Source organism: Affinirhizobium straminoryzae (assembly GCF_007004135.1).
Taxonomy (GTDB): Bacteria; Pseudomonadota; Alphaproteobacteria; order Rhizobiales; family Rhizobiaceae; genus Neorhizobium; species Neorhizobium straminoryzae.
On record NZ_VJMG01000018.1, the window covers coordinates 57,842 to 82,911 of the forward strand.

Genomic DNA, 25,070 nt, shown 5'->3' on the forward strand with positions numbered 1-25,070 from the left:
TTGCCGGCGCACCCCACCGGTCGTCATCCTCGGGCTTGACCCGAGGATCCAGGGTCGCCACCACCGTCGGGTTCTTGCAGTGGCATCCGACGACATGGACCGTCCCTCATCATCGCGGCTGGCGGGTTTGTCGGTGGATCCTCGGGTCAAGCCCGAGGAGGACGACGGAGAGGTTTTGACCGCAAAACAAGAGCCGCCACGCACCCGGAAGCCGTGGGGAACCGCCGCCGCCTGCCGGTCTCCCCCCCTTGAGGGGGAGATGTCCGGCAGGACAGAGGGGGGTGCGCCGCCCGGCAGAAGGCCAGTCGAAAAGAGCGCCCTGCCCTGCCGGACAGGGTGATCACCCCTCACGCGTTGCGCAGCTTCTGCCACCATTCCTCGTAGAGCTGGAAATTGTCCGGCCGGCAATTCTGCCAGTAGACTTTTCCGCCGAACTTGGCCTTCACGTGGTTGCCGAGCGCCTCGACGGCCTCCGGCTTATAGGCGGAAGCGTTCTTGCGGGCATAGGCGACATTGTTGTCGGTCGGCACCAGATAGCCGCGCAACTGGCCGAGTTCGCAGCCATAGAAGCCGCCGAGCAGGCCGTTGACGAAGGCATGCGCCGCATCGGTCACGCCGCGGGTGGCCGCGCCCTTCAGCAGCACGGTGTTGTTGCCCCAGCCCTCGTACCCTTCCACGGGGGCTGCATATTCCACCTGCAGGCCGCGCTTGCGGCCCTCGTAGACGATCGGCTCCCAGCCGGTCATGGCGTCGACTTCCTCGTTCGCCACCAGCTGCACGCCCTGTTCCCAGCCGTTCCAGAAGGTGCGGAACTGGCCGTCCTTCTTGTGCTTGATGAGGAATTCCATGACGAGGCCGAGTTCGGATTCGGAAAGATTGCCCGGATCCTTGATCGGCTTGTTTTCCGATTCCTTGAGATACATGGCCGTGAAGATCGCGCTGTTGATCCAGGCGTCCTCCATGGCGACGCGGCCCTTCAGCTTCTTGTCGAAGATCACGCCGTAGCTGTCGACCTTGCCGAGCTTGTCGGGGCGGTAGATGATCGAGTCGGCATTGACGACAGTCGGAATGCCGTATTGCTTGCCCTCGTGGCGCAGATACGGAATGTCCTTGGCCCACTGCCAGACGCTGTCATAGTTCGGGATCTTGGAGAGGTCCCAGGGAATGATGGCGCCCTGGCGGGCCAGTTCCTTCTCGGCGCCGCCCTGGAAACCGCCGACATCGAAGAGATCATTGGCATTGCCGGCAACGAGGCGGGCAATGACGGGGCCGACATCGTTGCCGTTGTCGGTGAATTCCGGCATCACGCCGGTCTCCTTGGCAAACGCCTGCCACTTGTCGGCAATGTCGAGCGTGGCGGTGGCCCAGAAGGCGACGCTGCCGGCCGCCCGTGCGGCGGAGGCGCCGAGGCCGGAGAGCGTTACCGCTGCCGTGCCGGCCCCCATCAGCTTCAGCAGATCGCGCCGGCCGAGATTGCTGGCCAGCGCGGAAGAGGGTGTTTTCAAAAAGTCTCTCATGTCATTCCCCTTTTTTATCAACCAGGATTGAGAGGCGTGGCGCCCCCCGGCAATGAAAGGTCATGCGGCGGCCGGCAGCCCCGCATTGGAAATCAGCATGGCGCCGCCCGGCTTCAGCCCCACCTCGACCAGATGGCCCTCTGCCGGCACGGGCTGGTCCGCCTCCAGCGACACGACCACCCGCTGCCCATCGGCAAAGGCCAGCGTCACATCGTGATGGAGACCGCGATAGCGGGTTTCCACCACCTTGAGACGCAAGGCAAGCGCATTCTTCAACTCAACATCAGAAGACGGGTGAAGAAGCAGCCGGTCCGGTCGCAGGGCAACGACGCTGTCGGCCGGCCCTGCGGGTCCGCCCATCCGGACCGGCACTTTCTCACCCGCAATCATGGCATAGGTTGCATCGGCCTCGCGGATAACACCCTGATGCGTCAGCAGCGTGTCGATGCCGACGAAGCGCGCCACGAAGGCATTGGCCGGCGCCTCGAAGAAGCGCGCCGGGGCATCGATCTGCTCCAGCCGGCCGCGATGCATCACGGCCATGCGGTCGGAAAGGCTGAGCGCCTCGTCCTGATTGTGCGTCACCAGAATGAAGGTGGCGCCGGTGCGCTTGTGCAGCCGGCCGAATTCGTCGCGCATCTGCTGGCGCAGCCGCTCGTCAAGGCCGGTCAGCGGTTCGTCGAGCAGCAGGATGCCGGGTTCCATGACCAGCGCCCGGGCAAGCGCCACGCGCTGCCGCTGGCCGCCCGAGAGAAGATTGACGTCGCGCGGACCAAAACCGCCGAGTTCCACCAGCTCCAGCGCAGACTCGATGCGGGCGGAAAGGGCAGACCCGCGCAGCCCCTTCAGCCGCAGGCCGTAGCCGACATTCTCCGCCACCGTCATGTGCGGAAAGAGGCCGAGGCTCTGGAACACGGTGTTGACCGGGCGGCGATTGGCCGGAATGCCCGCCATGTCGCGCCCGTCGAAGGCGATGCGCCCGCCGGTCGGCGCGTCGAAACCGCCGATCAGCTTCAGAAGCGTGCTCTTGCCGCAGCCGGACGAGCCGAGAAGCGTGAAGAATTCGCCGGCCCGGATCTCCAGCGAGACCGCGTCCACGGCCCGGACGGGGCCGAAGGCGCGGGTGACGGTCTCGATCTGGATCGAAATGGCCATGGATCAGCGCTCTCCGCCCGGTGCGTCATCAATCTCGCGGATGATCATGATGCCTTCCGGCGTCAGATCCAGCCGCTGTCCCTTCAGAACCAGAGTTGTGGCGGTAGATTCCTCCACAATCAATGGGCCTTTGAGCGTCATCCCCTGCGTCAGTCGGCCGCGCTCCCAGACCGGGCAGGACACCCAGCCATCCAGCCCGCCGAAATAGACGTTGCGATGGCCGCTGGCGCAGAGCTCTTCAGCATTCCCGGCCGGCTTCTGCTTCGGCACGGCAATCACCGGGCCGCTCAGCACCGCTTCGAGATGCAGCATGGTGATCTCGATCGCCGAATGCGGCAGACGGAAGGAATAGGCCTTTTCATGGGCGGCGTGGAAGCGCTCGGCAAAGGCTTGCGCGCTCTCGCCCTTCTCGTGCAGGGTGAAGACGCCGTGTTCCTGCCCCCGGTAGCGCGCCTCGATGCGGTGGGTCAGGCGGATCTCGACCTGCTCCCCCTTGGCGAAATAATCCACCGCCTCGCGCTCCAGCCCGGCAAAGCGGCTGTCGGCACCGGCAAGCGCCGCATCATCAAGCGCGGAGAACCAGCTGGCGCGGAAATCGGCGCGCGGTTCGGCCGCCAGCATGCCCCAGGCGGAAAAGATGCCGGGATGCAGCGGCACCACGGTGGATTTCATCTTCAGTTCGCGACCGAGGCTTGCGGCAAGCGCCGGGCCTGCGCCACCGCTGATCACGAAGGCCGCATCGCGGGGATCATGGCCGCGCTGCACGGTGACGAGTTTCAGCGCATTGATCATGTTGGCATGGGCGATCTCGATGATCGACAGCGCCGCATCCTCGATGGTCATGCCGAGCGGTTCGGCCACGGTGGCAATCGCCGCGCGGGCCTTCTCCACGTCAAGCGTCATGGTGCCGCCGGCAAAGGTGGCGGGATCGAAGACGCCGATCGTCACCAGCGCATCCGACATGGTGGGTCTGTCGCCGCCGCGACCATAGCAGGCAGGCCCCGGCATGGAGCCGGCGCTTTCCGGACCGACGGTCAGGGCACCGCGACCATCGATACGGGCAATCGAACCGCCGCCGGAACCGATCTCGACGATATCCACCACCGGCACCTGCACGGCGTAGCCGGGGTTGATGCGGCTGCACTCCAGCCGGTATTCGGCATCCAGCGTCGGGCGACTGTCATGGATCAGCGAACATTTGGCGGTGGTTCCGCCGACATCGAGCGACAGAACCTCCGTCTCGCCGATCAGCGCACCGATGCGCGCAGCCCCCGCCACACCGCCGGCCGGGCCGGATTCCACCAGCGTCAGCGGGCTCCTCACCACCTGGTCGAAGGTGGCGATGCCGCCGTTCGACTGCATGGCATAATAGGGGCAGGTCAGCTCCTGATCGGTCAGCGATTCTTCCAGCCGTTCGAAGTAATACTGGATGATCGGCTGCACATAGGCATTCATGACGACAGTGTTGGAGCGCTCGTATTCGCGCCACTGGCGCGACACCTCGTGGCTGGCGCAGATGGTCGCAAAGGGCAGCGCGTCGGCAAGAATGTCGGCGCACAGCGCCTCGTGCTCCGGATTGGCATAGCTGTGCAGGAAAAGGATCGCGACCGCATCCACCTCCGCCTTCATGCAGGCGGCGATGATCGGCTTGAGGTCGTCGAGTTCCATCGGCGTGACGACCCGGCCCCTGGCATCGATGCGCTCGCGCACCTCGAAGCGCAGGTTGCGCGGCACGAAGGGTTCCGGGCTGTGGAACTGCAGATTGTAGAGATCCGGCCGGTTGCCACGGCCGATCTCCAGCACGTCGCGAAAGCCGGCGGTGGTGACGAGCGCGGTGCGCACACCCTTGCGCTCGGTGATCGCGTTGATGACAGTCGTGCCACCATGCGCGAAGAAAGTCACGTCGCGGCGGCGCAAGCCGTCCTTGCGCTCGGCCATGGCGATGGCATCGAGCACGCCGAGCGACTGGTCATCGACCGTCGTCAAACTTTTCGCCGTAAACACCTCGCCGGTGCGTTCGTCATAGCCGACGAGATCGGTAAAGGTTCCGCCGACATCCGTTGCAAGCCTGATCATGGGGTCTCTCCCTGATAGCCGTAGAGTTGCCGTGCCGCCGCCTCGGTCAGCAGGCCATGGGTGATATCGCGTCTGACATGTTCGGTTTCGCGCTCTTGCGCAGGTCCCCAGCCGCCGCCGCCGCCGGTGATGATGCGCACCACATCGCCCTGCGCGAGCGGAATATGCGGCTCGCGGCCGAGGCGGCGGGTTTCCGTCGCATTGGCAGGCACGATCTCCAGCCGGTTGGGCGAGCCGTCCGCGCCGCCATCGATGCCCCAGGGCGCGGTCTCGGTGCGGCCGAAGCTGCAATAGGCCGACGCGGTCTCGCCGAGGATCTCGTATTCGCGGATGATGCCGAAGCCGCCGCGCCGGCGCCCGGCGCCGACCCCGCCCTCGACATTCAGGGCATAGCGGCGCACCCGCACCGGAAAACGCGCCTCAATGGCTTCGACCGAGTAATTATAGGTATCGCCGTCGGTCAGCGCGATCAGCGCATTGGCGCCGTCGCGGCCCTCGCTGGCGCCCCAGCCGCCATGCTGTGGCTCGATATGGATGAAGGGCTGGCCGGCTTCGTCGACCCCGGAAATATAGACCACGCAGAGGCTGGAATAGGAGCCGGCGGAAAAGCGCGACGGCATCAGCGGCGCCAGCGCCTTCCAGACGAGTTCGGAGGCATGCACCGACCCTTCGTAATACCAGCCGGTCGGCGCCGGCTTTTCGGCGGTAAACAGCGTGCCGGGCGGCGCGATCACCGTCAGCGGCCGGAACCAGCCCTCGTTGGAGGGGGCCTGCGGGCCGACCAGCGCCTTGACGATGGTGCGCACCGCCGATTGCAGTGCGCCGCGCGCGCAGTTGATCGGGCCGGCGACGGATGGCGGGCAGCCGGTGAAATCGGCGGTGATCTGGTCGCCGGCAATCGTCACGGAGACCCGCACCGGGATCGGATCCGGGCTCACGCCATCGCCATCGATCACGTCCTCGGCGCTGTAGGTGCCATCCGGCAGGGCGGCAATCGCGGCACGGCTCAGCCTCTCGCTGGCGGTCAGCAGGTTTTCGAAGGCATGGGCAAGCGTGTCCGCCCCGTATTTGTCGGCGATCTCGCCGATACGGCGGGCAGCCACCCGCACGGTTGCCATCTGGGCGGTGAGGTCGCCGAGCGCAATCTCCGGCAGGCGCACGTTTTCGCGGATGATCTGCAGGATATCGTCGCAGAAGCGGTCGCCGCGGGCGATCCTGACACCCGGCAGGCGCAGCCCCTCCTGAAAGACGGAGGTGGCATTCGGCGCAAGACTGCCTGGCACCGAGCCGCCGACATCGAGATAATGCGCGACATTGATGGCATGGGCGACCAGTTTTCCCTTGTGGAAGATCGGCTTGACCACCGCAAAATCGCAGGCATGCGTGCCGCCGGCGTAAGGATCGTTGGTCAGAAGCACGTCACCATCGGCAAGATCGGCGCCGAAGCGGGCGAGAAGGCCCTTCACCTGCGTGCCGAAGGTGCCGGTGAACAGCGTGATGCCGTTCATCTGCGCCACCAGTTCGCCCTCGGCGGTCAGCACGCCGCAGGCAAAGTCCAGCACCTCGTAGATCACCGGGCTCATGCTGGTTCGGGCCATGACGATGCCCATCTCGTCCACGGTCGCGAGCAGCTTGCCCTCGATGATTTCCTGCGTCACGGGATCGACATAACCGCCGCCTGCCAGCATGCCTCGCCTGCCCTCTGCCATTTCTGCACGAGGACGATGCTAAGGCGGAAGGGGCAGCGGTGAACAGCCTGCCAAAAGGGTAGGCCACCCGTCCACCCGCCCCACCCGTTCGGGTGGGTTGCATCAACGGCGCAGCACACCTTTTTCCCGCGCCGTGGTGACGGCAGCGGTGCGGGTGCTGACATTCAGCTTGGTGAAGATGTTGCGCAGGTGGAACTTGATGGTGTTGTCGCTGAGATGGAGCCTGCGACCGATCTCCTTGTTGCTGAGACCGGCAGAGAGCAGGTCCAGGACGCCGCGTTCGCGATCGGTGAGCGCGGCCCCGGGAATGGCGATTTCGGACGCCATACCCTTGACCAGAAGGTCCGGCCCGGCATCGGCGAGCATGCAGCGCTCGAGCCTCTGCCGGGCCACCACCGGAAAGGCCGGATCGGCGGCAAGCCCCCGCAGCGTCTCCATGAACGGAGCCCCCTCGATGCTGAGCGAGGCGGGATAATCGGCAAGCGGCGTCGTCGTCGCGAGATCGCAGAGCATGCTGCGCGCCTCGTCCACCCGCCCCTCGGCAAACAGCAGCCGGATGCTGACCAGCGTCAGCTCCACCGAACGCAGAAAATGCGGTTTCTGCTGCTGGTGGGTCAGCAACCAGTCCAGCGCCTCGCGCGCCTTGCCGGGCTGCCCCAGCGCCAGATAGAGCCGCGTCCACAGAAGGGCCGGCGTGGTGCCGCGCAGATGGACCGGCAGGGCGTTCAACCGCTCGGACTGGATGAAGACGCGCCCATAGCCGGAGCTTTCCGCCGCGCGAACCGCCTGTTCCACATCGCCGGAGCAGAGAAACAGGATGCAGCGCTCGCCATCCACCAGCCGGATCAGCCGTTCGAAGCCGCGCCGCTTGGCCGCCGCCCGCACCCGGTCGATGGAGCCATGCGCGCCGACGTGATCGCCGCTCAGCCGCAGCACCCGCTGCTGGGCCATGAAGCCAGCGGCGAGCAGATCGAACCAGGTATCGTGCCGCTCTACATGCGGCAGCGCCCAGGCCAGCCGCTCGGCCGCCGGCGCCAGCTCGCCGCGCATCGAAATCAGTTCCGCCTTCAGCACCTGGCCGACCGCATCGAGATCGCTGCCGGCGCCGATATTGGCCTGCGCCTCCTCGATGAGCCGGTCATAGGCATTCTCCGCCTCGGCCACATCCCCCCCGAAGAAGGCCGCCTGACCGACATGGGTATAGAGATGCATCGCACCGAAATCCGCCCCGCCATCGCGGAAGGTGCGGATCGCCAGCTGCCCGTAATGGCGGGCCCGCTCCAGATCGCTGCGGATCAGGAAATTGTAGGAGAGCATGTTGAGCGCCAGCGCCCGGTGGATCAGTTCCAGCCCCTCCTGACGCATCAGATCGTCCTCCAGCGCGGCCAGATCGGCGGCGCTGGCGAAGTGATCGAAATAGAGCGACAGCAGGACCTTTACCACACGCAGATCCGCCGCATAGGCGGGCAGGCTGCCGACGGCGCGCTCGGCAATCGCCAGATAGTGGTTGGCGGACTCCAGTTGCCCGGCCTTGGCGCTGACCACCGAGAGGCCGAGCGTGGTCAGCGGAAAGCGTTCGAGGTCGATCTCGCAGGCATGGGCGCTGATGGTCTGGAACAGCATGGTGCCGCCGCGCGTGGTGGCATAGACGCGCCGCCAGCCGCCGGCGGTCTCGACGATGCGGGCGGCGAGATCCGCACTGCCGGCCGAGAGCGCATGGCGCACGGCCTGATCGCAATCCCCCTGCCGCTCGTACCAGCGGGCCGCGCGCCGCAGCGGCGACAGCGTGTCATAGCCGCGCCGCGCCGCCATCTGCTTCAGGAAGGTGTTGAACACCGGGTGCGAGCGCATGAAACCGCCCTGCCCCGCCAGATGGGTGATCGGCAGCGCATGCTGGCCAAGGCGCTCCATGACCGCGCCCACGTCCGGCTGGTCCATGATAGCGGTAACCAGTTCGCGACTGAAGGCCGGCAGCGCGGCCGTCTGCAGGAGGAAATGCTGGATGTCGTCCGGCAGCTGCTGGAACACCTGCTCCGAAAGATAATTGCCCATCTCGGCATTGCTGCCGTCGAAGGAGGAGAGCACGGCATCCGCCTGCGGCTGCTCGCTGACCAGCAGGCGCACCATCTGCAGCGCCACCGCCCAGCCTTCGGTGCGCCGGTTCAGTTCCTCCACCTGGGCCGGCGTGAGGCCGAGGCTGCGCTCGGCAAAGAATTCCTGCGCCTCGTCGCTGGAAAAGCCGAGATCGGCGACGGTGATCTGCTTGAGTTCGCCATGCAGGCGCAGCTGCGACAGCGGAAAGCGCGGCGGGCTGCGCGAAATCAGCACCAGCTTCAGGTGGTCGAGGCTGCGATCGGCCAGGAGCTTGGCCATCAGCGTCTCGGTCGCGTCGTTCTGCGCGAGGTGATAATCATCGAGGAACAGCACCAGCGGGCGGGTGATGCGCTTGAGGCGGGTGGAGAGTATGGACAGCATCGAGGCAACCGGCAGGCTGCCGGCATCGAGGCCGCGACTGTCTTCCGGAAGGACCTGCTCCAGCGCCTCCAGAAGCGTCGCCAGAAATTGCTGCTGGTCGGCATGTTCCTGATCGAGCGCCACCCAGAGGCAGGCGATGCCCCTGGCCGACAGCGCCTCATACCATTGCTGGCCGAGCGACGTCTTGCCGTAACCGGCCGAGGCAACCACCGTCGTCAGCCGGCGCGGGCCGGACCGCTGCAGGGTCTGCAGCAGGCCGCGCCGCCGGATGGGCCTGTGGCCGCTGATCGGTGGTGCAAAACGGTTTTCGTCGCTCATGGCTGACAGCTTGCTGCGAGCCATGGCAAATGGCAAGCTGGCGAGAGTGGTGAAATGCGCTTAAACCCCTGCAAACCCTACAGAAGTTGGGGGTTCTGACAAAGAAAATTCACGTTCCTCACAACAAATGTGATCAGTCTGCGACACCGCCCAACCATCGCGAGCGGCATCGCCACCCCGCCGGGGGCACGTGTGACGGCGGCAGGCGGCCTGCAAAATCCGCTCGCTGGTGATGCGGCCTCTCCATGGGCCGGTTTCAGGCCGCGTCGACAGGGACATCGGCCACCACCCAGGGATCGAAGCGGCAGGTCGGCGGTGCCGGACTCACGCCTCCCCTAGGCAACCGCCCCTGCCTCGCGTAAAGATGCCTGACAGGTTTGCAGGTCAACGGGGCAGGCATGCAGAGAACGGGGAACAGGATGGCAGAGCAGACGATGGCCGCGATACCGGCGGCAGGATCGACCGAGGCAGTGCTGGCCGCAGACGGCCAGCAGGGCAAGTCGCTCGCCTTCCGAATCAGTTCGGCGCTGCGCCAGCAACTCACGGCCGGCGCCTTTCGGGCCGGCGACCGGCTGCCGAGCGAAAGCGCGCTGACCCGCGAATACGGCGTGAGCCGCACCGTGGTGCGCGAGGCGATCGCCATCCTGCGCGCCGACGGGCTGGTGGAGGCCCGCAAGGGTGCCGGCGTGTTTGCACTGGAGATGAAGCCGGCGGAGGAACGGCCGTTCGACGACCTGACCACGGAGCGCATCTCCTCCGTGATCGAACTCCTCGAATTGCGCACGGTGTTCGAGGTGGAGGCCGCCGCACTCGCCGCAGCCCGCCGCTCGGCCCTGCAGATCGAGGCCATCGTTGATGCGCATCGCATCGTTGCCGACTGTCTCGCCGCCAGCAAGCCGACCCGCGACGCCGATTTCAACTTCCATCTCGCCATCGCCAAGGCCACCCAGAACAGCCGCTTTCCGGAATTCCTGCAGCTCATCCGCACCGGCATCATCCCGCGCGGCGACCTGCAGGGTTCACCGCCCGGCAGCCGGCCGAAGGACTACAACCTGCATCTGCAGGAAGAACACGCACAGATCGTTGACGCCATCATCGAGGGTGATGCCGAGGCCGCCCGCAGCCGCATGCGCGCGCATCTGAAGGGCAGTCTGGAACGTTACCGGGCCCTCTTGCGCAGCCAGACCGCCGCACAGCCGGACGGCGATCGCTGAGGTTCTGGCGGGGCCAGCCGGCGCGTTTCGCTCGCTCGTCCATCTCCCGAGATCCGCTCCCCAACCCTGCTCCACACGCAAACGTGCCGCCCTAGCCCTTTGGTTGGGGCGCCCCCGGCACGCGCCGCGATCACAGGTCAGCCAGCCCCCTCGGGCGCGGTCCCCGCATCCGCTGCGCCAGGACGGGGGCAGAGCGACAACCATACCCCCGCACCCGACCTGCCGGCTTGACACCGGAAGATCCATGTGACAGGTTCGACCAAACCTGTCTGACAGGATGACGCGGCCGCGCGAGGAGCGGTCGCATCTGGAGGAACCATGCCATTCCATTCCCTTCGCATCGGGCGGGCCGCGGGGCAGGCCGGCAGCATTGCCGTCACGCTTCTCGGCCTCCTGATGCTGACCTTCTTCATCGGCCGCATGATGCCGGCCGATCCCGTGCGCGCCATGGTGGGCGAGGATGCGACCCGCGAGACCTATGAACAGGTCTATCGCGCGCTCGGCCTCGACCGGCCGCTGTGGGAGCAGTTCTTCTATTATCTCGGCGATGTCGCGACCGGCAATTTCGGCACCTCGATCCGCACCGGCCAGCCGGTGATCAAGGACATCCTGCATGTGATGCCGGCCACCATCGAGCTTGCCACCTTCGCGATCCTGATCGGCGCGCTGCTCGGCATTCCGATGGGTGTGCTGGCCGCTGTCAACAAGGAGCGCTGGCCGGATCATGTCATCCGCGTGCTGAGCCTGATGGGCCATTCCATGCCGATCTTCTGGACGGGCATGATCGCGCTGATCGTCTTCTACGCCCATCTCGGCCTGGTCGGCGGCAGCGGGCGGATGGACCAGTTCTATATCGGTCTTGTCGACGAGCGCACCGGCTTCCTCCTGATCGACAGCCTGATGGCCGGCGAGATGGACGTGTTCTGGTCGGCGCTCAACCACCTGATCCTGCCGGCCTCGCTGCTCGGCTATTCCTCCGCCGCCTACATCACCCGCATGACACGCAGCTTCATGCTGGACCAGCTCGGCCAGGAATATGTGACGACCGCCCGGGTGAAGGGCCTGTCGCGGGCGCAGACCATCTGGCTGCATGCCTTCGGCAACATCCGCGTGCAGCTCGTCACCATCGTGGCGCTGGCCTATGGCTCGCTGCTGGAAGGCGCCGTGCTGATCGAAACCGTGTTCGCCTGGCCGGGTTTCGGCCAGTATCTGACCAGCAATCTCATCATCGGCGACATGAATGCCGTGATGACCTGCGTGCTGATCGTCGGCGTCATCTTCATCGGCCTCAACCTCTTCTCCGACCTTCTCTACCGCTTCTTCGATCCGAGGACCCGCTGATGAGTGCCCGCACGCAAACCCTGACGGCGCCGGCCTGGCTCGGCACGCTGTCGCGCATCGCGCTGTTCCTGCTGCGCAGCCCCACCTCCGCCTTTGGTCTGCTGGTGCTTGCCCTGCTGATCGTGTCCGCCCTGTTCGCGCCGCTGATCGCCACGCACGATCCTTATGTGCAGAACCTCGCCAACACGCTGAAGGCGCCGGGCAACGGCCACCTGTTCGGCACCGACGAACTCGGCCGCGACATTTTCAGCCGGCTGATCTTCGGGGCCCGCATCACGCTGTCCATCATCTTCCTCGTCTCGATCATCGTCGGGCCGATCGGGCTTGGCATCGGCGCCACCTCCGGTTATCTCGGCGGCAAGGTGGACATGGTGATGATGCGCATCACCGACATCTTTCTCTCCTTCCCGAGCCTCATCCTGTCGCTCGCCTTCGTCGCTGCCCTGGGCCCCAGCCTCAACAATGCGATCATCGCGATTGCGCTCACCGCCTGGCCGCCGATCGCGCGACTGGCGCGCGCCGAGGCGATGACGGTGCGCAGCGCCGATTACATTGCCGCCGCCCGCCTGCAGGGGGCGTCCGCCACCCGCATCATCGTCAAGTCGATCATGCCGATGTGCCTGCCCTCGGTGCTGATCCGCCTGACGCTGAACATGGCGACCGTGATCCTGACGGCCGCCGGCCTCGGCTTTCTCGGCCTCGGCGCCCAGCCGCCCTTGCCGGAATGGGGTGCGATGATTGCCACCGGCCGTCGCTACATGCTGGACAACTGGTGGCTCGTCACCTTCCCCGGCCTTGCCATCCTCTGCGTCAGCCTCGCCTTCAACCTGCTGGGCGATGGCCTGCGCGATGCGCTCGACCCCAAGCAGATGAACCGGAGGTGAGACGATGAGCCCCATTCTCGAGGTTGAAAACCTGAAGGTGCGCTATGCGGGTGCGACGAGCGATGCCGTGCGCGGCATCTCCTTCACGCTGGGTCGCGAGCGGCTGGGCATCGTCGGCGAATCCGGCTCCGGCAAGTCCACCGTCGGCCGCGCGCTGCTGAAGCTTCTGCCGGGCGCCACGATCAGCGCCGACCGGCTGCGCTTCGAGGATATCGATCTGAACGGCCTTTCCGAGCGGCAGATGCTGTCGGTGCGCGGCAGGCGCATGTCGATGATCCTGCAGGATCCGAAATTCTCGCTGAACCCGATCCGTCGCGTCGGCGATCAGGTGGCGGAAACCTATCTGCGCCATTTCGACGTGAGCCGCAGCGCCGCCCGCGAACGGGCGCTCGCCATGCTCGCCGCCGTGAAGATCCGCGATCCCGAGCGCGTCTACGGGCAATATCCGCACGAGATTTCCGGCGGCATGGGCCAGCGCGTGATGATCGCCATGATGCTGCTCGCCGATCCGGATCTGGTGATTGCCGACGAACCGACCTCGGCGCTCGACGTGACCGTGCGCCTGCAGGTGCTCGACATTCTGGACGGGCTGGTGCGCGAGCGCGGCATCGGGCTGATCATGATCAGCCACGATCTCAACCTCGTGCGCAATTTCTGCGACCGGGTGCTGATCATGTATGCGGGGCGGGTGGTGGAAACGCTTTCCGCCGCCGATCTCGACCACGCGGAGCATCCTTATACGCGCGGGCTTCTGGCCGCGCAGCCGCGCATCGGCGGGCCACGCCGGCCGCTCGCCGTTCTGGACCGCAAGCCCGACTGGCTGGAGGAGAAAGCCTGATGTCCGTGTCCGTCGATGTCCGCAACCTGTCGATCACCTTCGGCGCCGGCCCCACGGCCGTGAAGGTGCTGCCCGACGTCTCCTTCTCGGTGAAGCCTGGCGAATGCTTCGGCCTCGTCGGCGAATCCGGCTCCGGCAAGTCCACGGTGCTGCGCTGCCTGTCGATGCTGACCGATTTCTGGCAGGGCGACATCCTGCTGGATGGCCAGTCCGTGCGGCAGCTGCCCTTGATTGCCCGCTGCCGCATGCTGCAGATGGTGTTCCAGGATCCCTATGGCTCGCTGCATCCGCGCCAGTCGGTGCGCACCGTGCTGCACGAACCGCTGGCGATCCACGGGCTGGATGACCGCGAGGCCCGCATGCGCCGGGCGCTCACCGATGTCGGACTGCCCGTCTCCTTCCTCGACCGCTTTCCGCACCAGCTGTCCGGCGGCCAGCGGCAACGCATCGCGATTGCCCGTGCGCTGATCCTCGAACCCTCGCTGCTGCTGCTCGACGAGCCGACCAGCGCGCTCGACGTGTCCGTGCAGGCGGAAATCCTCAACCTGCTGCAGCGCCTGCGCGAGGAGCGCGGCTTCACCTATCTGCTCGTCACCCACGATCTGGCGGTGGTGGACCATATGTGCGACCGCTTTGCCGTGATGCAGCGCGGCGAGGTCACGGAAATCCTGCCGCGCGAAGCCATCGCCGACAATCACGCGAGCCACCCTTACGCCCGCGAACTGATCGCCGCATCACTCGCCTATGAGGGCGTCCGCCCCGCCACGGCCCGGGCCTGACGGCCCCTCGCCGGCAGGGGCGGAGGATGCGTGTGCTCAGGCGCTTTCGTCGGGCGCGGCAAACGGCTCCAGCTCCGGGTCGAACGCCACCTCGGCGACGTTGTTGAACACGGCGGTTGCCAGCATGATGCCGCCGAAGGCGACGAGATCGACCAGCACCTTGGCCGGATAGCGCGCCTTCAGCGCCGTCCAGATCTCGCCCGGCACCGCGCGGGAATTCAGCACCATCGCCCGGCCGAAGGCATCGAGCAGCTGATCCTCCGCGCGCAGTTCCAGCCGGTCCGGATCGGCACCGGAGAGAATGAGCGCCCGCCGGAAAAAGGTGACGGCGATCTTCGAGCCCGCCTCCTCCGAAATCGCCTTGCAGAACACCTGCACCGCCCGGTCGTCCAGCGCCGGGTCAAGTTCCGCCCGCAGTGTGAACCATTCCGCATAGATGCGATGCGCCTCCGGCGAATGCAGAAGCGTGCGCTTCATGTTGGTCATGCGCCCGCGCGCGGCAATTTCCGCGTCATGCGCCGCGCGAATATGGTCCGGCGCTGTATCATAGTCGATCATCGGGATATGCGGCATGGGGATCGGGTCCTGCGGTTGGCTGCGATACGGCCGGTGTGAGCGCCGGGTCGGAAATTCAAGAAGGGCAACCGCTCCGACCATGTCGGACCGGCCAGTTGCAACGGTTGCAATGTGCCTGCAGAACCACCAGCGCCAATCAACGGGATTGTCAGGTCAATCTCACGGATTGGGCATGCGGTAAACGTGATGCAGGCGTGTTCCTATCGAAATTTATCCCATAAACGATGAACGACATATTCCGAACCGCGACGGCTGAGATGGTCATCGTCACTGTAGAGGAGGACGCCATCCTTGCTGCCATAGCAGTATTTTTCGTCGCACAAGGCCTCCGCCAGATCCACAACCTTCACATCCGCTCGGGACGCCAGAACCTGGCTCAGCCGCGCTCGAAAATCCCGATTCCGGGACTCGAACTGGGACCTCAAAACCGCGCAGGGTTCCCTTGTCCTGGAGGTCAAGGTTATCGGTCTAGAAGCCAGGCATGCACGAATATCAAAACCCAACTCCGGAACATCGAGCAGGTATGTCACCTTTTTTCCGGCAGCCAGCAGGGCATCAAGTGTGGCCCCGAGCGCCCCGAAGAAGACGTCGGAATTGCTCTTTGCACCCTGCGGGTTGTTTTCGTCATGAAGAACCCATTGACCGTACCGATCACCGTCAAAATCGCCAAAGCCATTGGAAGTCGTATACAAGGGGCCTCTTGATGCGAGGATCACCTCTTCAATCGTTGGAGTGTTGATGATTTGTTTGAGAGGGTCGCTCATTTTGACCAGGCAGTTCTGGGTGTCATCACCTGAACTCATTTTACTGACGACATCCAGCAGCGGCGGGCACCCGCCACCACCACCGAAGACAGCGACGCCCTTGCCCTGCGCGGAATAGAACTCCCGAAGCCCCACATATATTCTGGCAGCGTGACTATCACCCATAATGACAACCGAGGGGTTCGAACCAGAATAAAAACATCTCGTTCCCCTGGCGATGAGAGGATCGCAAAGCCAACCCTTGGTCATTCGGTCAATCTTGAAATCCAGATCATCCATCTGATTCTGAACAAATTTGACAGAATCTCGAAATTTCAGCCCATCATGCACATACACACTATATCCGGCAGAGCCGATGACGATCATCAGCAGAACAAGAATCGAAACCTTCGCCTTGCTGCCGCCATCCTGGCGGATGGGACGCTCCACGAACTGATAGGTGAGCCAGGCAAGTCCGACGGACATCATCACCGCCGCGATACGAATCGCGTGCCCCGGCACCTCGCCCTCAACGATTCGAGCAAACGACAGCAGCGGCCAATGCCACAAATAGAGCGGATAGCTAATCAGGCCAAACCACACAAAGATTCTATTCGACAATATTTTTCTGCCGATCCAGGCAGATTCACCGGAAAGAATAATAAAGATAGCAGACAAAACCGGCACGACGGCCCATTTCCCGGGAAATTCCGCGCCTTTGTCAATGTTCATAAGACCATACAAAAGGAGAAATATTCCAAATACAGAAATAATATTTGATATAAAAACTTTATTATCAGATATAAAATTCAGAACAATAAGCCAAATTGCAGTTAAATGCGTCCTTCCCTTCAATTCATGGTGACAACGATGCGCGGGGAGCAAAAGCCAGGCCAGAATGCTTCCGCACGACAACTCCCAAAATCGGGTCTGAGGCGTATAGAAGGTGGCGACGGGATCCTTTTCAACATTCCAGACATTCATAGAAAACGAGACTATCGTAATCAATAAAACGAATAATAAATTTGATTTTGATTTACCGTATCGCAAAATCCATATCATAAACGGCCATATTATGTAAAATTGCTCTTCTATGCACAAGCTCCACAAGTGCAAAAGAGGTTTTGTATCTGCAGCATTATCAAAATAACCTGTCTCGCTCTGCAGCAGGAAATTTGAAACGAAACCAGCAGCAGCGGCAATATGTTTTCCCAACTGCTTATACTCATCCGCCAGAAGTCCGAACCATCCAAAGGAGAAACTAGCGGCGAGCACCAGGAGCAAAGCCGGGAATATTCGCCGGATACGCCTTGCGTAGAAAGCGGAGAAACTGAACGTGCCGTTATCAAGGCTCTCAAAGATGATGGTCGAGATCAGGAAGCCCGAGATAACGAAAAAGACGTCAACGCCAATGAAGCCGCCTTTGACCACCGGAGGGAATGCGTGGAACGCGACGACAGCCAGCACGGCAATAGCGCGCAGACCATCAATGTCGGGTCGATATTGAGGATGGGCCAGATGCCGGGGGGGTCTTGTCATTGCGCTGTCGGAGCCTTGTCGGATGGATCAGACTGCGCGTTTGCCAGCCTTCCCGGCAATTCATAGCGGCCATGACAGGATTTGTCCCGATCCTCTGTGTGGAGAGGTCTTGCGACGTTTGCGTGTGGCGTGAGAAGCCATCCGGTTTGGCTGCGCCGGGCAAACAGCAGCATAACGCGAAATGCGGGTTGAGTTCCCGGACCGTCTCTCGGCACCGACCGAAGCGGACGGAACACAGCGAGCCGGCCGGCCCTCATCGGGGATACCACCTGCGATCCGCGGCACCCCTCGATCACAGTTCGAAACGAGAGGATCCAGACCTGCCGAACCGCGGCCTCGCAGGTTGAAAGGGCGCCCCTTGGAGCGGGTAGACCACCCGGTGGTCTCGGGCTGGGCAGATAGGCTAAAATCGGACAACCGACAGAGATAGTATTGTTTTCACACCTGATATTCCCATCTATCGAGTTCCGATAGCATGTTTTCCTCAGGGATTTTCAGATATGCAAGCGACAGGTGAAATAACCTGCCGATGCGGATTTGACGAACACCCATTGGCCAGACGAGCACCCATTGGAAGGAGAAGATCCCCGTAATGCCTGATGCCATGTTGAATCGCCATGCGTGTGTCGTTCTAGGCATGCATCGAAGTGGGACTTCGGCTCTGGCGAAGCTTCTGGTGACGCTGGGGGCTGATCCGCCGGCGCGGCCCAATCCCCCCTCGCCCGACAATCCGGAAGGCTATTTCGAACCGGCGGAGATCATCGAGCTTCACGATCAATTGCTGGCTGCCTGCGACACGGCCTGGTTCGATCTGAAACCGTTTTCCCTCGAGGCAGCCGCCCCTGAACGGCTGGAGGCGATCACCGGCGCCCTCGCCGCAGCACTTGCGGTGGATTACCCGCCGGCAACCGCCCCGTTTCCGCTGATCAAGGATCCGCGGATGTGTCGCTTCTTCCCCTATGCGCGCCAGTTGCTGGCGGCTTCGGGAATGGCATGTTCGGTTGTGATGGCCCTTCGCCATCCGACGGAGGTCGCTGCCTCGCTCGGACGCCGCGACCAGATCTCGGCAACTTATGCCGGCCTTCTCTGGGCGCAGCATGTCATCGCCGCCGAACGCGACAGCCGCAGCGTGCCACGGGTCACGGTCTCCTACGGGGCGATGATGGCCGACTGGCAGGGCACTGCCCGGCGGATCCGCCGTCTGCCCGGCCCGTGGGGTGCCGCGGACCTCGCACAATCCCCTCTGAGGCCGGATCTGCGGCACCACACCGGACTTGATCCGGTCGACATGTTCGGCCCCCGCCTCGGCCCCCTGCTCGACCGCCTCCACACCGCGCTGGCAGGACTTGCAGACCTCGATGACGATCTGCAGCAGGCCCGCATCGACATTGCCGCCGAGGACCTGCTGGAGGCGGCAGGCCGGCATGAAAAGGTGATGACGGCGGAGTATCTCTTCCGGCGGCTTTCCGCATCCCCGCCGTTCTGGCGCTCACCCGACCCTGTCCGCGATCAGACTGCACTTGCCGCGATTTTCGACGATCTGCACCAGGCATGCAGCAGGACCGACGACGCGTGACGGGACACAGCGCCGAACGGGTCGGTCTCTTCATTGCCGGGGTGCAGAAGGCCGGCACCACCAGCCTGGATGTGTATCTTCGAAGCCACCCGTCGCTCGCAGGCGCACGGGTGAAGGAACCCCATTTCTTCGATGACGAAAGCCTGGACTGGAGCAATCCGCCGATCGAACGCCTGCATGCCCTCTATCCGCCACCTGTGACGGGCACCCTCCGCTTCGAAGCGACGCCGATCAGCAGCTTCTGGCCGCATGCACTGGAGCGGATCCAGCGCTATAATGCCACGGCGAAGATCATTCTCCTGCTGCGCGATCCGATCGAAAGAGCCTGGTCGCAGTGGTCCATGCAACTGGATCGCGGAACGGAAACATTGTCGTTCCCGGAAGCAATCGAGGCCGGCCCGCGGCGTCTGATCTCAGAACCGCTCGGACGGGCTTGGCGCGATCACTCCTATGTGGAGCGCGGCTTCTACCTGTATCAGATCCGCCGCGTGCTCAGCCTGTTTCCGGCCTCACAGGTTCTGTTCCTCGAATCGCGGGGCCTTGCAGCGGACCCTGTCGGCACAATGGCGCGTATCGCCGGCTTCCTCGACCTTGCGCCATTCCCGCCGGTTTCCTCCCTTCGCGAACGGCAAAATCCTGTGCCGGACCTCGCGCCGCAGCCGAAAGACATTCTTCGGCTGCGCGACCTCTTTGTTGCCGATGCCAGGGCGACCGTTGCGGTCACCGGCATCGACGCCCGCCACTGGCCCACATTGGCGGCCGATCCGGTTGCCGCCTTCCTGGCAAGCCGTCGGACAGAAACGATGGGTGGGCCGTAACCGGTCACCGGCGCAAGATGCGATGCTGCACTTCAAGCGAGGCAGGCCGGGCACGACCAGGCCGCGCAGCGGCGGAGCCCGATGACGGGCCATGCCCCCGCCGAAGGCCGACGGGGTGGGGCGCCTTTCGATCAGCGGCTCTTCGTCACCTTTTCGAAGCGTGACAGCCAGGGGCTGACGATCATGCCCTTCACGTCGCTGCGATAGGCAGCGGTGTCGATCACCTCGGAGAAGGGCTGGATCGGCATGACCAACTCTTCCATATAGCCTTGCAGATCTTCGTAGAGCTTGGTCTGGCGGGCCGGGTCGCGTTCCACCAGCGCCGTCTCGATCATCTTGTTCAGCTTGTCGTCGAAGAAGCTGGTGCGCCAGCTCTGGTAGTTGGTGAGCTTGGCCTCATCCGCATTGTTGGGATTGTAGGCCATGGAGCGCAGGTTGTTGTCCGGATGCGGCTGCTGGCCGCCGCCGCCGCGGCCGACGAGCAGTTCGAACTTGCGGTCACGCATCGCACCGTAGATCTGGTCGCCGGAACCGCTGATCATCTGGGCGCGGATGCCGGCCTGGGCGAGCGTGTTCTGGATCGCGGTCGCAGCCTTCAGGAAGGGATCCTCGGAGAGAACGCGCAGTGTCGTGTCAAAACCGTTCGGATAGCCGGCTTCCGCCAGCAGCGCCTTGGCTTTCGCCACGTCCAGCGCATAGCCCTGGTCCGGCAGCGAACCCATCACGCCGCTGCTCAGCGACCGCTGGTGGAAGGTGCCGTAATAGGGCATCACCGCATCGTTGATACCCTTGTAGTCGATGAGGTAGCGCAGGGCCTCGCGCACCTTGCGGTTGGCAAATTTCTCGTCCTTCATCGACACGGCCAGATAGTAGAAGCCGGAACCGGGCGTCGACTGGATGGTGATCGCCTTGTCCTTTTCGAGTGCGGCGAGATCCGGCGCCTGCATGGAATAGGCGACGTCGATATCGCCCTTTTCCAGCATCAGGCGCTGCGACTGGGATTCCGGCAGATGGCGCATCAGCACGCGCCGCATCGCAGCCTTTTCGCCCCAATAGCCATCATTGCGGGTGAGAATGATGTATTCGTTGGATTTCCACTGGGTCAGCGTGAAGGGGCCGGAGCCGGCGGAGTTCAGCGTCAGCCAGCCGCCGCCGAGATCGCCGTCCTTCTCGTGCGAGAGCGCCGTCTTGCTGTCGATGATCGAGCCCGGGCCGTTCTGGGCAAGGATCATCAGCAGCAGGTTCGGGTCGTCCGGCTGCGGCAGGGTGAGGACGAAGGTGTGATCGTCTTCGGCCACCATCAGCTTGTCGGCCGCCTCCAGCTTGAAGCCGCGCGTCTTCAGGAACGAGGATTGTGCGAGGTTGCGCACGAGCAGGCGCTTCAGGCTCCAGGCCACGTCCTTCGCCGTCACCGGATTGCCCGAGGAGAATTTCGCGTCCTTGCGCAGGAAGAAGCGGATGGAGCGGCCGTCGGCGGCAATCTCCCAGCGCTCGGCAAGGCGCGGATGGACGCTGCGATCCTCGGGCGACAGCATCACCAGCGTGTCATAGACGTTGTTCAGCACCTGCACCGTTTCGCGGCCGGTGATGGCGGCCGGATCGAGGGTCAGGATATTGCTCATGGTCGTGGCGACCACCAGCTGGTCCTTCGGGGTCTCCGCGCCGGCCGGCAGCGGCAGCGATCCGATCAGAAGGGCGCCGAGCGCCACGGTTGCAAGTCGAAGTTTCATGGTTTCCTCCCTGATGGTCGCGCCTTCGGCGACCCTTGCTGTTGCGATCCGCGGCCGTCGTCCTCCGCCGGCCGTGCGGATCCGGTCATGCCATCATCGCGCGCACCGGCCCTTCGAGCGCCCGCCCGATCGCAGCGGTGGCGGATCCATCGAGATGAACGCCATCGGCGGACGAGGCTTTCGCCACCGATCCCGCATCGAAGAAGCCGGCGCCGGCCTCCTCAGCCACCTGTGCGAGAAGCGGTGCCAGCCGTTCGGATTCCGCAATGCTGCGGCCGCCGGCCGGCACGCCGCCCGGTCCCGCACCGCAGGGCGGCGGCGCCACGATCAGAAGTTTCGGCCGGGCGCTGCGCGGCTTGTAGGGAAAGGTCTCGACGATTTCCGCCAGCCGGCGCATCCCGGAGGATGCCGCCTCGGCCCGCCCGCCATGCGCGGGCTTCAGATCATTGGTGCCGAGCATGATGATGACGAGATCGAGCGGCATGTGGCTGGCCAGCGCCACGGCCAGCGCCTTTGCCCCGTTGCGGCAGGCAGGGCCGGTGTGATCGTCATAGCAGGTGGTGCGGCCACCAAGCCCTTCGGCAATCACCCGCGCCGTGCCGTCAAGCGCCTGCTCCAGCACCTCCGGCCAGCGATGCTGCGGCGGGTGGCGAAGCCCGGTTTCGGGATCGGCACCCCAGGTCAGACTGTCGCCGAAGGCGAGGATGGTTCGCATCGGCCCCTCACCGCACCCGGTTGTTTTCGATGACATCGAAATCGATGTCCTCGCCGAGGCCGGGGCGATCCGGCACATGCACGAAACCGTCGGCATCCATCGGGTCGGACAGCGATTTCAGATAGTCGTGCCCGTCGTCATATTCGAGGAAGGGATGCAGCAGGCCGCGCTCGTACCAGCGGCAGTTCTTGGCGGCGGCCACCACATGCAGGTTCATCGCCGTGTTGCCATGCACCTCGCAGTCCATGCCGAAGCATTCGGCCATGCGCATGGTCTTCAGCGCCGGCGTGATGCCACCGACATCGTTGACGCCGGTGCGCAGGATGTCGCAGGCGCCGGCCTTCACCCATTCCGCCCGGTGCCAGTGCTTGCCGGCCGCGCTTTCCGGCCCGACGACCGGGATATCGAGATTGTCCGCCAGCCACTGGTAGGAGGACATCGACTGCTCGTCCATCGGCTCCTCGATCCAGTCGAAGCCGAGCTTTTCGAGGCCGCGGCCGAGCGCCAGCGCATCGCTGCGCGAATACCAGTGAAAGGCATCGATCATCAGCCGGATATCCGGGCCGACCGCCTCGCGCACCGCGGCACAGGCCTTCAGATCCATGCCGACATCCGGCGCCCAGCTGACCGGCGGCATCCACGTGTGCAGCTTGATGCCCTTGTAGCCGCGCCTGACCAGCGTTTCGGCAAAGCGACCGTAATCCTCGGGCGTTGCAAGGCCGCCCTCCAGCTCGTCGCCGCACATGATGGAGCCATAGGCCAGCACCTTGTCGCGATAGGCGCCGATCAACTTGTAGACAGGTGTGGACAGCACCCGGCCGGCCAGATCCCACAGCGCGCAATCGACCACCGCCAGCGTGCGGTCGGTCAGCTGGGCGGCGGACCCGCGCTGCCAGTGGGCGAGATCCTGCCACAGGCGCTCGCGGTCGCGGTGATCCTGGCCGATCAGCACCTTCTTCACGAATTTTTCGATGACATGCGGCCGCACGATTTCCGGCGCGGTGAAGGAATGGCCTTCCGCCCCATCCTCGGTGCGGATGGTCAGGATCGCTTGCTCCACCTGGTGCGGCGGGCCGGGATGCGCATGGCCGGCGCTGTCGGAGTGGCGGCGGGTGGTGGTGCGGAACACGCGCACGCTAACATCGGTGATGATCATCGGCTTACCTGCAGTCTGCGGAGACAGCGTCTCCGCTCGTTGTCGCACAGGTTATACGAGAACCTCGTCATTTCTGTCAAATAGATATCACCAACCTATCAGACAGATTTTTCTTGAGCGCGTACGCGCTCTGCTCCCGACCGAAGCGGGCGGAACGCAAGGCCCATGCCGGAGATTTTGCCCGGACCGTGAATATGCCACCGGCGTTCCGCTGTGACTCGTCAGTCAGGCCGGGCCGACAGGACAATATGGCGGCGCATCACGTCGCCCACGGGCGGACGAGACAGGTGCGCTGTGCGTCAGGAACACAATGAGAAGGGAATGCCGGAGCGTCCGGTCATCGTCACCCGAACGGCCGCGTGATCGAGGTGGCCGGCTCGGTAAAGAAGACGGGGCCGGTGTCGGACATGTAGATGATGTCTTCCAGGCGCACGCCGCATTCGCCATAGATCGCCAGCATCGGTTCGTCGGAAAACACCATACCCGGCGCCAGACGGGTCGTGTTGCCGCGCACGATGTAGGGTTCCTCGTGGATGTCCATGCCGAGGCCGTGGCCGGTGCGGTGCGGGAGGCCGGGCACCTTGTAGTCGGGGCCATAGCCCGCATCGGTCAGCACCTTGCGGGCGGCGGCATCCACGGCCTCGCAGGTCGCGCCCAGCTGCGCGGCGTCAAAGGCGGCGCGGTGGGCCTTCTGCTCCAGCGCCCAGATCTCCCGCTGGCGGTCGGTCGGTTCGCCGAAGACGTAGGTGCGGGTGATATCCGAGCAATAGCGATGGATATGGGCGCCGAGATCGATCAGCACCATATCGCCCCGCTTCAGGGTCTGGGGATAGGGCACGCCATGCGGATAGGCCGTGGCCTCCCCGAATTGCGCAGCGGCGAAGATGTGGCGCATGCCGAGCCTTGCATGCGCGGCGGCGATGAAATCCGTCACCTCCGTTGTCGAGACGCCTTCGTAAAGCCCCTGCCAGACCGCCTTGTGGACGCCGCGGCTTGCCGTCATCGCCGTCTGGATGATGGCGATTTCCGTGGCGGACTTGATCTGGCGGCAGCCCGCGATCAGGGGCTTTGCGCTGATCACCGGCAGCCGCTCCCCGAGATGGCCGGCAATCGGGTCGGAGAAGGCAAAGGGGGTGGCGGGGTCAAGGGCGAGACTGTTGCCCGCAGCCGGAAGCCGGCAGGCGATATCGGCAACGAGCGCCGTGGGATCCTCGTGTTCCTCCCAGGTGGCAATGTCGCCAGCAAGGGTGATGAGGGTTTCCGTCTTCGGCTGCTCGAAGGCGGGGCTGATATAGATGGGGGCGCCCGAGGACGGGATGATCGCGCCATGCAGGCGCTCGCTCGCCCCGAGCGACATCGCGGTGAAGTAGGTCAGGCTGGAGGAGGTATCGAGATAGACGGCCTTCACCCCCGCCTCCCGCATCAGTGCCTGCAGCCGGGCGACGCGCGCCTGCAACTCCGCAAGCCCAATCGGGGGCACCGCTGCCGCAATGTTCTCGAAGGTGCCGAGAGACTGGGCAAACGGGATATAGTGGGGCGCGCTCATGCTGGACATTCCTGTGGATCGGGCCTGCGGATGGGGCCGTTGGGTTGGGTCGGTGGGTTGGGCCAGTGGCTCGGATGACGGGGACATGGCGGTCTCGCCGGCGGCCGCACCATGCGGTCGCACCGTCGCATAGGCTTTTTCGGGCGGACAGTGGCAATGGCATCATCCCTGTTGACCAAGATCATAATACAAAATGTCGACATTGTCGCAATCAACAATCGGGGCTGATGGCTTGCCGCCCGCAAACCCGCACCGCTCGCAGCGGCTGCGCCTGCCGTTTCGCCGGAAGAGACGGGATCGGCTTCCAACTCCCCTTCTCGCCCGGCGCTCCCTGCTTCAGGCAGCCGCCCGCTCCATCCCTGATC

The 25,070-nt window shown here is 64.3% G+C and carries 19 protein-coding genes; 7 read left to right on the top strand and 12 right to left on the bottom strand.

Annotated features, from left to right (window positions below; all coding sequences use genetic code 11):
- Nucleotides 1-347: 347 nt before the first annotated feature.
- From FNA46_RS08375 to FNA46_RS08395, 5 genes are all read right to left on the bottom strand, one after another.
- A complete protein-coding gene (locus FNA46_RS08375; RefSeq protein ID WP_143124745.1) occupies nucleotides 348-1,517 on the bottom strand; it encodes an ABC transporter substrate-binding protein in 1,170 nt (389 codons plus the stop codon).
- Between the two features lie 60 nt (nucleotides 1,518-1,577).
- A complete protein-coding gene (locus tag FNA46_RS08380; protein WP_143124746.1) occupies nucleotides 1,578-2,672 on the bottom strand; it encodes an ABC transporter ATP-binding protein in 1,095 nt (364 codons plus the stop codon).
- A 3-nt stretch (nucleotides 2,673-2,675) separates the two neighbouring features.
- Nucleotides 2,676-4,748 (bottom strand): hydantoinase/oxoprolinase family protein, encoded by a 2,073-nt coding sequence (locus FNA46_RS08385; protein ID WP_143124747.1) that lies wholly within the window; start codon nucleotides 4,746-4,748, stop codon nucleotides 2,676-2,678.
- Complete coding sequence (locus FNA46_RS08390; protein WP_143124748.1) at nucleotides 4,745-6,436, bottom strand: hydantoinase B/oxoprolinase family protein; 1,692 nt, start codon at nucleotides 6,434-6,436, stop codon at nucleotides 4,745-4,747. Before FNA46_RS08390 ends, FNA46_RS08385 begins: the two co-directional genes overlap by 4 nt.
- Before the next feature lie 123 nt (nucleotides 6,437-6,559).
- Nucleotides 6,560-9,250, bottom strand: a complete 2,691-nt coding sequence (locus FNA46_RS08395; protein ID WP_143124749.1) for a winged helix-turn-helix domain-containing protein — start codon at nucleotides 9,248-9,250, stop codon at nucleotides 6,560-6,562.
- 434 nt (nucleotides 9,251-9,684) lie between these two features.
- On the opposite strand from FNA46_RS08395, the gene FNA46_RS08400 reads away from it, so the two are divergent.
- The 5 genes from FNA46_RS08400 (at nucleotide 9,685) to FNA46_RS08420 (ending at nucleotide 14,306) form a co-directional block, all read left to right on the top strand.
- Nucleotides 9,685-10,464: a FadR/GntR family transcriptional regulator gene (locus FNA46_RS08400; protein ID WP_143124764.1), complete on the top strand. Its 780-nt coding sequence runs from the start codon at nucleotides 9,685-9,687 to the stop codon at nucleotides 10,462-10,464.
- Nucleotides 10,465-10,782: 318 nt separating this feature from the next.
- The gene (locus FNA46_RS08405; RefSeq protein WP_143124750.1) at nucleotides 10,783-11,805 is read left to right on the top strand and encodes an ABC transporter permease; all 1,023 of its coding nucleotides are present in this window, start codon (nucleotides 10,783-10,785) and stop codon (nucleotides 11,803-11,805) included.
- On the top strand, nucleotides 11,805-12,689 hold the full coding sequence (locus tag FNA46_RS08410; protein ID WP_143124751.1) for an ABC transporter permease: 885 nt from the start codon (nucleotides 11,805-11,807) through the stop codon (nucleotides 12,687-12,689). The genes FNA46_RS08405 and FNA46_RS08410 overlap by 1 nt, the downstream gene beginning before the upstream one ends.
- Nucleotides 12,690-12,693: 4 nt before the next feature.
- The gene (locus tag FNA46_RS08415) at nucleotides 12,694-13,527 is read left to right on the top strand and encodes an ABC transporter ATP-binding protein (protein WP_143124752.1); all 834 of its coding nucleotides are present in this window, start codon (nucleotides 12,694-12,696) and stop codon (nucleotides 13,525-13,527) included.
- A complete protein-coding gene (locus FNA46_RS08420; RefSeq protein WP_143124753.1) occupies nucleotides 13,527-14,306 on the top strand; it encodes an ABC transporter ATP-binding protein in 780 nt (259 codons plus the stop codon). Before FNA46_RS08415 ends, FNA46_RS08420 begins: the two co-directional genes overlap by 1 nt.
- A gap of 36 nt (nucleotides 14,307-14,342) precedes the next feature.
- Here the strand turns inward: FNA46_RS08420 and FNA46_RS08425 are convergent, their stop codons facing one another.
- The 3 genes from FNA46_RS08425 to FNA46_RS25970 form a co-directional block, all read right to left on the bottom strand.
- Nucleotides 14,343-14,879: a carboxymuconolactone decarboxylase family protein gene (locus FNA46_RS08425; protein ID WP_143124754.1), complete on the bottom strand. Its 537-nt coding sequence runs from the start codon at nucleotides 14,877-14,879 to the stop codon at nucleotides 14,343-14,345.
- 203 nt (nucleotides 14,880-15,082) lie between these two features.
- Complete coding sequence (locus FNA46_RS08430) at nucleotides 15,083-17,164, bottom strand: acyltransferase family protein (RefSeq protein ID WP_143124755.1); 2,082 nt, start codon at nucleotides 17,162-17,164, stop codon at nucleotides 15,083-15,085.
- A gap of 438 nt (nucleotides 17,165-17,602) precedes the next feature.
- Nucleotides 17,603-17,770 (bottom strand): hypothetical protein, encoded by a 168-nt coding sequence (locus FNA46_RS25970; protein WP_185969771.1) that lies wholly within the window; start codon nucleotides 17,768-17,770, stop codon nucleotides 17,603-17,605.
- 31 nt (nucleotides 17,771-17,801) lie between these two features.
- Here FNA46_RS25970 and FNA46_RS08435 point away from each other — a divergent pair, with 31 nt between their 5' ends.
- Together FNA46_RS08435 and FNA46_RS08440 are read left to right on the top strand one after the other, a co-directional pair.
- A complete protein-coding gene (locus FNA46_RS08435; RefSeq protein ID WP_143124756.1) occupies nucleotides 17,802-18,740 on the top strand; it encodes a hypothetical protein in 939 nt (312 codons plus the stop codon).
- On the top strand, nucleotides 18,737-19,558 hold the full coding sequence (locus tag FNA46_RS08440) for a sulfotransferase domain-containing protein (protein ID WP_185969773.1): 822 nt from the start codon (nucleotides 18,737-18,739) through the stop codon (nucleotides 19,556-19,558). Before FNA46_RS08435 ends, FNA46_RS08440 begins: the two co-directional genes overlap by 4 nt.
- Nucleotides 19,559-19,689: 131 nt before the next feature.
- Here the strand turns inward: FNA46_RS08440 and FNA46_RS08445 are convergent, their stop codons facing one another.
- From FNA46_RS08445 to FNA46_RS08460, 4 genes are all read right to left on the bottom strand, one after another.
- Entirely contained in the window at nucleotides 19,690-21,288 is a 1,599-nt protein-coding gene (locus FNA46_RS08445; protein ID WP_143124758.1) for an ABC transporter substrate-binding protein, read from the bottom strand.
- Between the two features lie 85 nt (nucleotides 21,289-21,373).
- Entirely contained in the window at nucleotides 21,374-22,003 is a 630-nt protein-coding gene (locus tag FNA46_RS08450; protein WP_143124759.1) for an SGNH/GDSL hydrolase family protein, read from the bottom strand.
- Between the two features lie 7 nt (nucleotides 22,004-22,010).
- On the bottom strand, nucleotides 22,011-23,159 hold the full coding sequence (locus FNA46_RS08455; RefSeq protein ID WP_143124760.1) for a mandelate racemase family protein: 1,149 nt from the start codon (nucleotides 23,157-23,159) through the stop codon (nucleotides 22,011-22,013).
- Between the two features lie 343 nt (nucleotides 23,160-23,502).
- Nucleotides 23,503-24,705, bottom strand: coding sequence for a M24 family metallopeptidase (locus FNA46_RS08460; protein ID WP_143124761.1), 1,203 nt, complete (start codon nucleotides 24,703-24,705; stop codon nucleotides 23,503-23,505).
- Between the last annotated feature and the right edge of the window lie 365 nt (nucleotides 24,706-25,070).

Bases quoted from the DNA above. Each gene is read 5' to 3' on its own strand.
- FNA46_RS08425 (WP_143124754.1), bottom strand. From the start codon at position 14,879: ATGCCGCATATCCCGATGATCGACTATGATACAGCGCCGGACCATATT.
- FNA46_RS08455 (WP_143124760.1), bottom strand. From the start codon at position 23,159: ATGATCATCACCGATGTTAGCGTGCGCGTGTTCCGCACCACCACCCGC.
- FNA46_RS08405 (WP_143124750.1), top strand. From the start codon at position 10,783: ATGCCATTCCATTCCCTTCGCATCGGGCGGGCCGCGGGGCAGGCCGGC.
- FNA46_RS08410 (WP_143124751.1), top strand. From the start codon at position 11,805: ATGAGTGCCCGCACGCAAACCCTGACGGCGCCGGCCTGGCTCGGCACG.
- FNA46_RS08375 (WP_143124745.1), bottom strand. From the start codon at position 1,517: ATGAGAGACTTTTTGAAAACACCCTCTTCCGCGCTGGCCAGCAATCTC.
- FNA46_RS08450 (WP_143124759.1), bottom strand. From the start codon at position 22,003: ATGCGAACCATCCTCGCCTTCGGCGACAGTCTGACCTGGGGTGCCGAT.
- FNA46_RS25970 (WP_185969771.1), bottom strand. From the start codon at position 17,770: ATGGCATCAGGCATTACGGGGATCTTCTCCTTCCAATGGGTGCTCGTC.
- FNA46_RS08430 (WP_143124755.1), bottom strand. From the start codon at position 17,164: ATGACAAGACCCCCCCGGCATCTGGCCCATCCTCAATATCGACCCGAC.
- FNA46_RS08445 (WP_143124758.1), bottom strand. From the start codon at position 21,288: ATGAAACTTCGACTTGCAACCGTGGCGCTCGGCGCCCTTCTGATCGGA.
- FNA46_RS08385 (WP_143124747.1), bottom strand. From the start codon at position 4,748: ATGATCAGGCTTGCAACGGATGTCGGCGGAACCTTTACCGATCTCGTC.
- FNA46_RS08435 (WP_143124756.1), top strand. From the start codon at position 17,802: ATGCATCGAAGTGGGACTTCGGCTCTGGCGAAGCTTCTGGTGACGCTG.
- FNA46_RS08400 (WP_143124764.1), top strand. From the start codon at position 9,685: ATGGCCGCGATACCGGCGGCAGGATCGACCGAGGCAGTGCTGGCCGCA.
- FNA46_RS08395 (WP_143124749.1), bottom strand. From the start codon at position 9,250: ATGAGCGACGAAAACCGTTTTGCACCACCGATCAGCGGCCACAGGCCC.
- FNA46_RS08380 (WP_143124746.1), bottom strand. From the start codon at position 2,672: ATGGCCATTTCGATCCAGATCGAGACCGTCACCCGCGCCTTCGGCCCC.
- FNA46_RS08415 (WP_143124752.1), top strand. From the start codon at position 12,694: ATGAGCCCCATTCTCGAGGTTGAAAACCTGAAGGTGCGCTATGCGGGT.
- FNA46_RS08390 (WP_143124748.1), bottom strand. From the start codon at position 6,436: ATGCTGGCAGGCGGCGGTTATGTCGATCCCGTGACGCAGGAAATCATC.
- FNA46_RS08420 (WP_143124753.1), top strand. From the start codon at position 13,527: ATGTCCGTGTCCGTCGATGTCCGCAACCTGTCGATCACCTTCGGCGCC.
- FNA46_RS08460 (WP_143124761.1), bottom strand. From the start codon at position 24,705: ATGAGCGCGCCCCACTATATCCCGTTTGCCCAGTCTCTCGGCACCTTC.